This window comes from Bacillus sp. CZDM1, assembly GCF_055502545.1.
Genome location: NZ_JBUESO010000003.1, coordinates 268581 through 280676, shown reverse-complemented (window position 1 = coordinate 280676; position 12096 = coordinate 268581). Strand labels below are relative to the sequence as shown.

Below are 12096 nucleotides of genomic sequence, written 5' to 3'. Positions count from 1 at the left end.
TTCACCTCACTATTATTCCTTTTCTTCTTCTTCGTTAAAGTCAACATCAACCTGATCATCAAAAAGTCGAATCATTTCTTCACGTGGATAGATTCCTAGTTCACGTGCTTCTGTTTCAGATTTGATATCTATTTTCCAACCTGTTAACTTTGCTGCAAGGCGGGCATTTTGACCGCGTTTTCCAATAGCTAGAGAAAGCTGATAATCTGGAACAACAACCGTTGTCGCTTTTTCAGATTCATTTACCATAACATCTAAAACCTTAGATGGGCTTAAGGAATTTGCAACAAAAATCACAGGATTATCGGACCATTTAACAATATCAATTTTCTCACCTTTTAATTCATTTACAACGGCTTGTACCCTTGTACCTTTTGGACCTACACATGATCCAACCGGGTCTACCTCATTGTTATCTGAATGGACAGATATTTTTGAACGGTCACCAGCTTCACGGGCAACTGATTTTATCTCAACCGTACCATCATAAATTTCTGGTACTTCGATTTCAAATAATCTTTTTAGCAATCCAGGATGGGTACGAGAAACAAAGATCTGTGGACCTTTGGTTGTCTTCTCTACCTTTGTAATAAATACCTTTATACGGTCATGAGGCTTGTAACGCTCATTTGGCATTTGTTCATTTACTGGCAGCAGAGCTTCAATTTTCCCAAGGCTGACATAAATAAATTTCGAGTCAAGTCTTTGAACAATTCCTGTCATGATATCTTCTTCACGATCAATAAACTCGGAATAAATGATACCTCTTTCTGCTTCTCTAACTCTTTGTGTCACGACTTGCTTGGCCGTTTGGGCAGCAATTCTGCCGAAGTCCTTAGGTGTTACTTCCATTTCAACTACATCTTCAACAACATAGTTTGGATTTATGTTTCTTGCATCTGCTATGGATATTTCAAGTCGAGGATCAAAAACCTGATCCACTACTTCTTTCCTTGCAAATACTCTCATTGAGCCAGATTGCAAATTTAAATCAATCCGAACATTTTGGGCTTGGTTGAAATTACGTCGATATGCCGATACAAGTGCAGCTTCAATCGCGTCAATTAAAACATCTCTAGAAATGCCCTTTTCTCTTTCTAGTATCGTAAGAGCATCTAATAATTCGCTGCTCATTTGATTATATCCCCCTATCCATTATATATTTATCTTTCATTATGAAAAAATAACTGCTAGTCTTGCACTAGCCACTTTTTCAACCGGAATTTCAATTACTTTTTTACGGGTTTTGATTTTCATCTCTACTTTTACTGTCTGCCCGTCATACTCAAGTAATTTCCCTTCAAAACCTTTTTCACCGTCAATCGGCTCGTATGTTTTTATGAACACATTTTTACCAATTGCCTTTTCAAAATCTTTTGCTTTTTTAAGCGGTCGCTCTGCACCTGGAGAAGATACCTCAAGAAAATAATTTTGGGTTATCGGGTCAAGCTCATCGAGTTTTTCACTAAGCCGTTCACTGACAATGCCACAGTCCTCTATATCAACACCGTTTTCTTTATCAATATATACGCGCAGAAACCAGTTTTTCCCTTCTTTTACAAACTCGATTTCCACCAATTCTAATCCTAGCTCCTGGATAATTGGCTGCGTTAGCTCTTCTACTACTTCCGTTACTTTGCTCATGTTTAACCTCCTTTACCGACATTCTCACCCATATTATTGGTAATTCACGGAAAGTTTTATAAATAACTCTTCAAAAAAAACTGTATACAAAAACGAAAGAGCGGGTTTCCCCACTCTTGAACACGAGAGTATTTCTTAGTATTTCCAATAAAACTATACCATAACCAAATTTTATATGCAAACAGCAACGCATTCTATATAGGTTTTCACTATCTAGAATAGCGATAGCTGATTTTGTTCTGGTAATGATCCTAGGCAGCCTTGCTTGTCTAAATATTCTAGTATAGTTTTTGACACTTTACCACGTTGCTGCAAATCTTCTTTAGAAAGAAACTCTCCATCTTGTCTTGCCTTTACAATATTATAAGCGGCATTTGTTCCAAGACCTGGTATGGAGTTAAATGGAGGTATCAATGTATTTCCTTCAATGATGAACTCAGAAGCATCCGATTTATATAAATCGTAATTTTGGAAAGAATAACCCCTTTCCACCATTTCAAGTGCTAGTTCGAGAACTGTTAGTAAGTTCTTTTCCTTGTTTGACGACTCAAGTCCCTTTGCATTAATTTCTTCAATTATTGCCCGAATAGATTCAGAACCACGGGACATTGCACCAATATCAAAGTCTTCGGCACGAACTGTAAAATACGCTGCATAGTATATCAACGGAAGATGTACCTTGAAATAAGCAATTCTAACTGCCATTAACACGTACGCGGCTGCGTGGGCCTTTGGAAACATATATTTAATCTTTTTACAAGAATCTATATACCATTCAGGCACTTCATTTTTACGCATTTCTGCTTCCATTTCGTCATTGAGGCCTTTCCCTTTACGGACAGATTCCATTATTTTAAAGGCAAAAGATGGATCTAGTCCTTGGTATATCAGATAGACCATAATATCATCCCGACATCCAATAACTTCACTTAGGTTACAGGTTCGGTTATGAATTAATTCTTGTGCATTTCCCAGCCATACATCTGTTCCATGTGATAAACCTGAAATTTGAACTAATTCAGAAAAAGTCGTAGGTTTTGTGTCCTCTAGCATTTGACGGACAAAGCGTGTACCAAATTCTGGTATCCCAAGGGTACCGGTTTTACACATAATTTGCTGTTCAGTAACACCTAATGATTCGGTGCCGCTAAAAATTTTCATTACTTCTGGATCATCCGTAGGAATGGTTTTTGGATCCATCCCACTTAGGTCTTGAAGCATTCTGATGACAGTTGGATCGTCGTGACCAAGTATATCTAGCTTTAAGACATTATCATGTATAGAATGGAAATCAAAATGAGTCGTCTTCCATTCCGAATTTCTATCATCAGCAGGAAATTGAATCGGTGAAAAGTCATAGACATCCATATAATCAGGGATAACAATGATTCCGCCAGGATGCTGACCCGTCGTTCTCTTTACACCGGTACAGCCCGTGGCAAGTCTTTCAATTTCTGCTTGGCGTAATTGTAAATTATTGTCCTGCTGATATGCTTTAACATAGCCGAATGCCGTTTTATCTGCAACAGTACCAATCGTACCCGCACGAAAAACATTATCTTCTCCGAAAAGAACCTTTGTGTAGTTATGTGCCCGCGGCTGATACTCTCCGGAAAAATTCAAATCAATGTCGGGAACCTTGTCCCCTTTGAAGCCCAGGAAGGTTTCAAACGGAATATCGTGTCCGTCTTTTTTGTACTTTCCGCCACATTGCGGGCAGTCTTTATCAGGTAAATCAAAACCAGATCCAACCGAACCATCATTGAAGAATTCTGAATGTTTACAGGTTGGGCAGACATAATGAGGAGGTAAAGGATTTACCTCGGTAATCTCTGTCATAGTGGCAACTAAGGAAGAACCTACTGAACCACGCGAACCAACAAGGTACCCATCATCTAATGATTTTTTTACAAGCTTATGGGAGATTAAGTAGATTACCGCAAATCCATGACCAATAATACTCTTCAATTCTTTTTCAAGGCGTGCCTCAACGATTTCCGGAAGTTGTTCTCCGTATATCTTCTTTGCCATTGAATAACTCATTTCTCGCATTTCTTCATCGGCGCCTTCAATTTTCGGGGTGTATAAATCATCTTTAATCGGCTTAATGACATCAATCATATCTGCTATTTTGTTCGTATTGTCTATAACAATTTCTTTCGCTTTTTCTCCACCAAGGAATGAAAAAGCTGCAAGCATTTCATTTGTTGTCCTGAAATGGACATCAGGGAGTTTGTGGCGATTTAGCGGGTTCGCTCCACCTTGGGAGTTAACTAAGATTTTACGATAAATCTTATCGTTCTCATTTAAATAATGGACATTACCCGTTGCAACAACAGGAATCCCTAATTTATCGCCAAGCTTTACAATATTACCAATAATATCTTCTAGTGCCTTTTCATCACGAACGAGTTCCATCTCAAGCAATGGAGCATTGACTTCCTTCGGCATTACCTCAAGGTAATCATAGAATTGCGCAAATGCTTCCACCTCATCTGGAGATTTTTGCATCATCCCCTCGAATACCTCTCCTTTATTACAGCCGGAGCCAACAAGAATTCCTTCTCTGTATTTTTGAAGAATGGACCTTGGCAGCCTTGGTACCCTATAGAAGTATTCAATATGAGCAATGGATACAAGTTTAAATAAATTCTTCAAACCCGCTTCCGTTTGTGCGAGTATAGTACAATGATAAGGACGTGCCCGCTGATATGCATTTCCTTTTCCCATGTTATCGTTAAATTGATCATGGTACTCTATTCCTTTTTCAGAAGCATCCTTTAGCATTTTTAACAGTAAATATCCAGTCGCCTCTGCGTCATATATGGCTCTATGGTGCTGGGTTAATTCGATATCAAATTTCTTCGTTAATGTGTTTAAACGATGATTTTTCATTTCGGGGTAAAGGAATCTACCTAGTTCAAGCGTATCAATAACTGGATTTTTTGCCTTTTCAAGGCCAATGTTTTTATACCCTACATTTAGAAACCCCATATCGAAGGATGCATTATGTGCAACCAGGACACCGTCTCCTGCCCAATCATAAAACCTTTGGATTACCTCTCCAACTTCTGGAGCATTTTGTACCAAATCGTCTGTAATCCCTGTTAAATTGATGGTTGTTGCTGATAGTCGATGATGCGGGTTAGCAAATGATTCAAACCGGTCAATAATTTCCCCATCTCGTATTTTTACTGCCGCTAGTTCAATAATCGTGTCATATACGGCTGAAAGACCTGTCGTTTCAACGTCGAATACAACAAATGTATCTTCTGCCAATAAACGATGGGCGTCATTATAGGTAATCGGAACACCATCATCCACAAGATTTACTTCAACACCATAAAGAATTTTAATATCATTTTTCTTTCCAGCGCTATACGCCTCTGGAAAGGATTGAGCAACAGCATGATCCGTAACCGCAATCGCTTTATGGCCCCATTTCTTTGCTTGAGCAATGAGCGCTCCTACAGGAGTGACAGCATCCATTGAGCTCATTGGCGTGTGTAGGTGCAGTTCTACTCGTTTTTGATTTTCAGGCGCCGTATCCTTACGGCCAGCAGGCTTAATTTCATTTATATCATTACCAATCATAACTAAATCACGTACAAATGTATCATTTTGGATACTGCCTCTAACTCTTACCCACATTCCTTTTTTGATGAGCTGGTAAAGGGCTGCATCTTCTTTGTCGCGAGAGAACATCTTAACCATAAGTGAGCTGGTGTAATCGGTAATCTTAAACGTTAATAGCGTACGGCCACTTCTTAGTTCCCTTGTCTCCGCATCAAAAATAAACCCTTCAACAGTGACTCTGCGTTCTTCATCTACAATCTCAATCATACTTCTTAGGTCTTGATCATCCTTAATGGTTAGCCCGATTGTGAGAGGCCCTTCTGGAGCAGCTCCACCAGCATCTTTCTCAGCTTCTTTCTTTTGTAAATCAGCTAAGGCCATCAGTCCGCGTTCCTGATCTTCTTTTTGTTTCGCTAATAAGAATTGTTGATATTCGTCATTCTTTTCTCCGCTCTGAATATCAGTTTCAACACTTAAGCTGGGAAATCCATATGATTGATAAAGACTAGTAATCAGCCCTCCATATTTCCTTTTTAAGGCCATTCCTTCTGTCTCATTACGTACTGATACCGTCAGTTTATTCCCGCTAAGTACCGGCATCTGTTCATTTAGTAATTTTAACATTGGCGGTGAGATGCCATCGATTTGCTGAATACTGTAATTCCAATACTCCAGAAGCAATTCAGGTTGGAAGCTTGGATTTTCGACTTTTAATTCATAGGAAATCTTTGCGATACTAGAAAACTTTCTTTCAAGCTGCGTAGTAAAACGAAGATATAAACTAAAAGGAAGAATTTTTTCTAGTAAAAATTGAAAATGCCATTTACGTGTCTTTTTTTCTACAATAAATCTTTCAATTTGTGCATTTTGAAATTGTGCTACTACAGCGTCCTCTTTTAATTCTAGTTGCTGGAGCAAGAGTAAGAATCGCTCTTTTTTGCCAGAGGCATGTTCGCTCATCATTCCCTCTCCCATCTATATAAAATCTTTCTAATCATCTCAGTTTCAAAAGCTAATTATAACATATTTTACTTTCTTATTCGGGTTTATTCGACAGAAAACTATATCCAAAACAGTAAAAAAAAAGGGTTCATAAACTGAACCCTTTTTAATGAATTTACAAGAAAAATCTTTGGATATCATTCCATGTAACAACCAGCATGAGGAGCATTAAGAGTGCAAATCCAATAAAGTGGACCATTCCTTCCTTATGTCGATCTATTGGCTTTCCTCTTACAGCTTCAACTGCAAAGAACATTAGCCTTCCGCCATCAAGTGCTGGTATTGGCAGGAGATTCATGATTCCTAGGTTAATACTTAAAATAGCTGCCCACTTCATCACATAGTAAATTCCTGATTGAACTACTGTATCAGTGGAAGCATATATTCCAACAGGTCCAGAAAGCATGTCAATTGAGAACTGACCCGTAACTAGCTGTCCAAGCATGACAAAAATTTGTTTTGTCCAAAAATATGTTTCAGTAAAACCAGCAGTAATAGCTTTTAATGGAGATTTTTCTATTGGACTGTATACGCCAATTAGACCTATCTTTTCTCCTTCAACACTCTGCTCTTTCGGAGTTACAGTGATTTCCTGATCTTTACCATCACGGCTTATAGAGAAATCAAGTTTTTCATTAGGATTTTCTCTGATAATTTCTACGACATCAGACCAACTGGAGATTTCAGCGCCATTAATACTTTGAACAATATCTCCTTCTAATAATCCAGCTGCATTTGCAGCACCATCAGGCGTAATGACACCTAATTTAGGCTCGTTAGTAGGAACACCTTGTAAAAAGGCAATAATAATGAACAAAAAGAATGCCAAGACGAAATTCATCATCGGACCAGCAAAAATGGCCATAGTTCTCTGAGGCAGCGTTTTTGAAGCAAATTGACGATCATAAGGGGCCAATTGTGTTTCTATCCCATTTTCTACCGTAACAGCTGTCGGACTTATAGGAAAGGTTTGCAAGCTTTCTTCCTCGTCCTCTGGATATCCCTTAATGAACAGCTTATGTTCAATATCAGCATACTCCACTTCCACAATTCGACAATCAGGATACTTTTCTTTATTGTTCAAAATAATTTTATTTACGTTATTATCTTTGTCAAACAAGAGCCCAATCCTATAACCAGGTTTTAGTTCAACACCCTCTGGGTCTTCACCAGCCATCCGAACAAACCCGCCAATTGGCAGTAACCTAATTGTATACGTAGTTTCCCCTTTTTTATGAGTGAAAACCTTTGGACCAAAGCCGATTGCAAATTCGCGGCACAAAATGCCAGCTCGTTTCGCAAAAACCAAATGGCCTAATTCATGGAAAAATACTAAAGCACCAAAGATAACGATAAAGGCAATAACTGTAGTCAAACTAAAAACCACCTTTTTTATAGAAGTGAATTTACATATTGTCTTGTTTCTTTGTCCACCTCTTGAATAATGGATAAGTCAGGATTTTTTATTAATTCGTGCTTGTTTAATGCCTTCTCAATCATATCCTCAATTTGTAAGAAACTAATCTTTTCATTTAAAAAAGCAGCTACAGCAACTTCATTTGCTGCATTCAAAACTGTAGGCATTGTTCCGCCTTGTTTGCCAGCCTCGTAGGCAAATTGCATACAGCGAAAACGATTTACGTCCATTTCCTGGAAATGCAATAGACCAATTTTAGCTAAATCCAGCCTTTGAGAAGTAGGTAGAGGCAGCCGGTCTGGATAGGAGAGTGCATATTGAATCGGTACTCTCATATCTGGTGTTCCAAGCTGTGCTATTATGCTGCTGTCATGAAATTCTACCATAGAATGAATAATGCTTTCTTTATGGAGCAGCACATCAATTTTTTCATAAGGCATGTTGTACAGCCAATGAGCCTCAATCACCTCAAGCCCTTTATTCATCATCGTTGCAGAATCTATTGTTATTTTTGCTCCCATTGACCAATTGGGATGATTTAAGGCTTCTCTGATCGTAACTCCTTCTAACTCATTACGTGTACGGTCACGGAAGCTGCCACCAGATGCCGTCAAAATCAATCTTTCTACATTCTTTTCCTTTTCACCCTGTAAGCACTGAAAAATTGCAGAATGTTCACTATCCACAGGAAGTAATGCCACGCCATTTTTCTCCACAGCCTCCATAACAAGATGACCAGCCGTAACAAGTGTCTCTTTGTTGGCAATCGCAATGGTTTTACCCGCCTCAATTGCATGTAAGGTAGGGTTTAAACCAACACTTCCAATTACAGCATTTACTAAGATATCAGCTGAAGGATATACTGCAGCTTCTACGAGACCCTCTTCACCAAAGGTGAACTTAGTATTAGGAAATTCTGCTTTTAATGTATTACAGTCTTGGTACACTTGTACAGAAACTAGCTCTGGCTGAAATTCATGAATCATTTTTCTTGCTAAATCTAAATTTTTCCCTATCGAGATGGCAACTAATTTAAATTCAGATGGATGTTCACGAAGTATATCTAAAGTTTGGGTGCCAATCGAGCCAGTAGCACCCAGAATGCTAATCTTTTTCAAAAAAAATTCAACTCCCTAACTTAGAAAAGCGGAAGCGCCTTGTCCAGGGGCGACAGGCATAAGACAAGCGCTGACAGAAGGCGTTTTTTGCCTTCCGAAGTGATTGGCTTATGCCCCCGAGCCCCTAGGCGCTGCAGCTAGACAGTAATCTACCACAAGTGAAAAAAGTGTAATAATGGCAGTACAAATAATAAACTATCGAAACGGTCAAGGATTCCACCGTGTCCTGGTAATATATTTCCTGAATCCTTTACATTAAAATGTCGTTTAAAAGCTGATTGGACAAGATCCCCTATTTGTCCAAAGATAGACAGGACAACCGTTACTCCCATTAATGTAAGGATTGTAGCATTGATTTCAGAAAATACTGCAAACAATACAGCAACAATTAAGGCTGAAACCACTCCACCTATAGATCCCTCAACCGTTTTATTCGGACTTATTTCCGGCCATAGTTTGTTTTTTCCAGTGGCTTTACCGATAAAATAAGCACCTGAATCAGTAGCCCATATCATAAATAATGAGTAGAAGATATAGACTATACCCGCATCACGAGTTTCAATAAAGAAGTAAAATCCAATTCCCACATAAATGGCTGATAAAACAGAAAAACCTGCATCTTCGAAGGTAAATCGATTCTTTGTTATCACGGTATTGGCCAATAACAAAAGGATAAAAGCAATACCCAGTTCTGTTTTTGTATAATTAAAAGTATTTACTATATCATAATACTGCTCTGGAAAAAGAATAACCCAGAGAAATAAAACAGTCAGCAGTCCATGAACAGAAAAAATACTAAGTTTTTTCATTTTTAATAACTCATACAATCCCACAGTTGCGAGGAAATATGTTAGGAGGACAAAAGGCAGTCCACCATAAAAAACAATAGGTAAAAATAAAGCAGCTGCTACAACTCCTGTAATGATTCTTTGCTTCATCTAAGATTTCAACACCTTTATAGTACTTGAGAGAGAGATACTTTTTAGATTCCGCCAAAACGACGTTGACGGTTTTGATATACTTCAATTGCTTCAATCAGATGTTTTTCTCTGAAATCTGGCCATAATACATCCGTAAACCAAAATTCCGAATATGCTAATTGCCATAACATAAAATTACTTAGCCTGATTTCGCCACTGGTACGAATCAACAAGTCCGGGTCATTGAGGTTAGAAGTCATCAGATACGAAGAGAAAATCTCTTCATTTAACTCGCCTTCTTTTAGTATTCCACTTTTATAATCATTTAAGACTTTTTTAGTGGCATCAATAATTTCGGATCGACTGCCATAGTTAAGTGCAAAGTTTAATACAAGTCCATCATTATTCTTTGTATCCTCAATCGCTCTTTGAATTGCGTTTAATGTATGTACCGGAAGTTGGTCTTTATACCCCATCATCGTTACTTGAACATTTTCTTCAATTAATTCAGGCAAAAAGGTTCCTAAAAATTCTTCTGGAAGCTTCATTAAATAATCCACTTCGTTTTTTGGACGCTTCCAATTTTCAGTTGAAAAAGCATATAACGTAAGTGTTTTGATTCCAAGATTGTTGGCTAACTTCGTTATCTTACGCACGACCTTCATACCTTCATGATGTCCGGCAATTCGTGGCAAGGCTCTCTTCTTAGCCCAACGTCCATTGCCATCCATAATAATCGCAACATGTTCCGGTACCGGCAATTTTTTAACCTTTTCTATATTTTCTCGGAGTATGGAAGAGTTATTGTTTTGATTCTTCCAAAGCCTTATTTTATTAAACATAACATTGCTCCTCCAAATTAAGATAATCATTTCCTCCGATAATAGATCATGCCCACAGAGACTGTGTTGAAATATATGAAGAATGCTGATTTTTGCATGCTTTTATCATACCAAAAAAGTAAAAATATATCTTCTACTAAATAAGTTATGTACTTGTACAAGAAATAAGAATGCCGAATAGTTAAAAAACCCCCTAAAAAAGAGGGTTCTCACAATAATTAAACTTCCAAGATTTCTTTTTCTTTGTCTTTTGTTATTTGGTCAATCTTACTTATGTGCTCGTCTGTTAGTTTTTGGATATCATCTGAATAACCTCTAAGGGCGTCTTCCGTAATTTCTCCGTTTTTCTCTAGCTTTTTCAAATCATCGTTACCGTCACGTCGAATATTACGAATCGCTACTTTTGCCTCTTCGGATTCTTTCTTCACTAATTTCACTAGTTCTTTTCGGCGTTCTTCAGTCAATTGGGGGATGGCCAGTCTAATGACCACACCATCATTTGATGGATTTAACCCTAAATCAGATTTTAGTATCGCCTTTTCAATATCACCAAGAATAGATTTATCATAAGGCTGGATGACAAGGAGTCTCGCTTCTGGAGTAGAAATTCCAGCCATTTGATTCACTGGTGTCGGTGCTCCATAATAATCAATTGTAATTCTATCTAGTAAAGAAGCACTCGCTCTCCCTGCACGAATACTAGCAAGCTCACGGGAATATGCTTGAATTGCTTTAAGCATTCTATCCTTCGTTGCTGAAACCACTTGTTTTGGCATTAATTTTTCCCCCTAACAATCGTTCCAATTTTTTCACCCATTACTGCACGTTTAATATTTCCTTGTTCCATTATCGAGAAAACAATTAGTGGAATATCATTATCCATACATAATGAAGATGCAGTTGAATCCATAACAGCTAATCCTTCTTTGAGTACATCAAGGAAAGAGAGGTCGTCATACTTGGTTGCATTAGGATCAATGCGCGGGTCTGCAGAATACACACCATCAACATTATTTTTTGCCATTAAGATGACTTCTGCGTCGATTTCAGCTGCACGTAAAGCCGCAGTTGTATCGGTTGAGAAATACGGATTTCCTGTTCCGGCTGCAAAAATAACCACTCTCTTTTTTTCTAAATGTCTCATTGCTCGACGTCTAATATATGGTTCTGCAACTTGACGCATTTCAATTGAAGTTTGTACTCTTGATTCAATTCCCAGGTGTTCTAAACTGTCCTGAAGTGCTAAAGAATTCATTACAGTGGCTAGCATCCCCATATAATCAGCAGTTGCTCTGTCCATTCCCATCTCACTGCCTATTTTACCACGCCAAATATTACCTCCGCCAACAACAACTGCCACCTCAACACCAAGTTCTGCAATTTCCTTTACTTGTCCAGCGATTGATTTAATTACGGATGGTTTAATACCAAAGCTTGATTCTCCAGCAAGTGCTTCCCCGCTTAATTTTAGAACGACGCGTTTGTACTTAGGACCGCTCATATGAACCTCCTTATTATGTATATTATTATAAAAACCCTTTAAAAATAGGGAACACATCGTGTTCCCTATTCAAAAC

General features: G+C 38.2%; 9 protein-coding genes. All 9 read right to left on the bottom strand.

Annotated elements, in window-relative coordinates; genetic code table 11:
* Positions 1-12 precede the first annotated feature (12 nt).
* Positions 13-1134, bottom strand: coding sequence for a transcription termination factor NusA (gene nusA / locus ACY3XC_RS09090; protein ID WP_464868246.1), 1122 nt, complete (start codon positions 1132-1134; stop codon positions 13-15).
* Positions 1135-1173: 39 nt separating this feature from the next.
* Positions 1174-1644, bottom strand: a complete 471-nt coding sequence (gene rimP, locus ACY3XC_RS09085) for a ribosome maturation factor RimP (RefSeq protein WP_464868245.1) — start codon at positions 1642-1644, stop codon at positions 1174-1176.
* Positions 1645-1857: 213 nt separating this feature from the next.
* On the bottom strand, positions 1858-6180 hold the full coding sequence (locus tag ACY3XC_RS09080) for a PolC-type DNA polymerase III (RefSeq protein ID WP_464868431.1): 4323 nt from the start codon (positions 6178-6180) through the stop codon (positions 1858-1860).
* A 157-nt stretch (positions 6181-6337) separates the two neighbouring features.
* Entirely contained in the window at positions 6338-7597 is a 1260-nt protein-coding gene (gene rseP / locus ACY3XC_RS09075) for an RIP metalloprotease RseP (RefSeq protein ID WP_464868244.1), read from the bottom strand.
* Positions 7598-7614: 17 nt separating this feature from the next.
* Positions 7615-8757: a 1-deoxy-D-xylulose-5-phosphate reductoisomerase gene (gene dxr, locus ACY3XC_RS09070; RefSeq protein ID WP_464868243.1), complete on the bottom strand. Its 1143-nt coding sequence runs from the start codon at positions 8755-8757 to the stop codon at positions 7615-7617.
* A 149-nt stretch (positions 8758-8906) separates the two neighbouring features.
* The gene (locus ACY3XC_RS09065) at positions 8907-9695 is read right to left on the bottom strand and encodes a phosphatidate cytidylyltransferase (protein ID WP_464868242.1); all 789 of its coding nucleotides are present in this window, start codon (positions 9693-9695) and stop codon (positions 8907-8909) included.
* A 44-nt stretch (positions 9696-9739) separates the two neighbouring features.
* Positions 9740-10519: an isoprenyl transferase gene (locus ACY3XC_RS09060; protein WP_464868241.1), complete on the bottom strand. Its 780-nt coding sequence runs from the start codon at positions 10517-10519 to the stop codon at positions 9740-9742.
* 218 nt (positions 10520-10737) lie between these two features.
* The gene (frr, locus tag ACY3XC_RS09055; RefSeq protein WP_179161217.1) at positions 10738-11295 is read right to left on the bottom strand and encodes a ribosome recycling factor; all 558 of its coding nucleotides are present in this window, start codon (positions 11293-11295) and stop codon (positions 10738-10740) included.
* On the bottom strand, positions 11295-12020 hold the full coding sequence (gene pyrH / locus ACY3XC_RS09050) for a UMP kinase (protein WP_179161218.1): 726 nt from the start codon (positions 12018-12020) through the stop codon (positions 11295-11297). Before pyrH ends, frr begins: the two co-directional genes overlap by 1 nt.
* Positions 12021-12096 lie beyond the last annotated feature (76 nt).

Bases quoted from the DNA above. Each gene is read 5' to 3' on its own strand.
- ACY3XC_RS09065 (WP_464868242.1), bottom strand. From the start codon at position 9,695: ATGAAGCAAAGAATCATTACAGGAGTTGTAGCAGCTGCTTTATTTTTA.
- pyrH (WP_179161218.1), bottom strand. From the start codon at position 12,020: ATGAGCGGTCCTAAGTACAAACGCGTCGTTCTAAAATTAAGCGGGGAA.
- rimP (WP_464868245.1), bottom strand. From the start codon at position 1,644: ATGAGCAAAGTAACGGAAGTAGTAGAAGAGCTAACGCAGCCAATTATC.
- ACY3XC_RS09080 (WP_464868431.1), bottom strand. From the start codon at position 6,180: ATGAGCGAACATGCCTCTGGCAAAAAAGAGCGATTCTTACTCTTGCTC.
- nusA (WP_464868246.1), bottom strand. From the start codon at position 1,134: ATGAGCAGCGAATTATTAGATGCTCTTACGATACTAGAAAGAGAAAAG.
- frr (WP_179161217.1), bottom strand. From the start codon at position 11,295: ATGCCAAAACAAGTGGTTTCAGCAACGAAGGATAGAATGCTTAAAGCA.
- ACY3XC_RS09060 (WP_464868241.1), bottom strand. From the start codon at position 10,519: ATGTTTAATAAAATAAGGCTTTGGAAGAATCAAAACAATAACTCTTCC.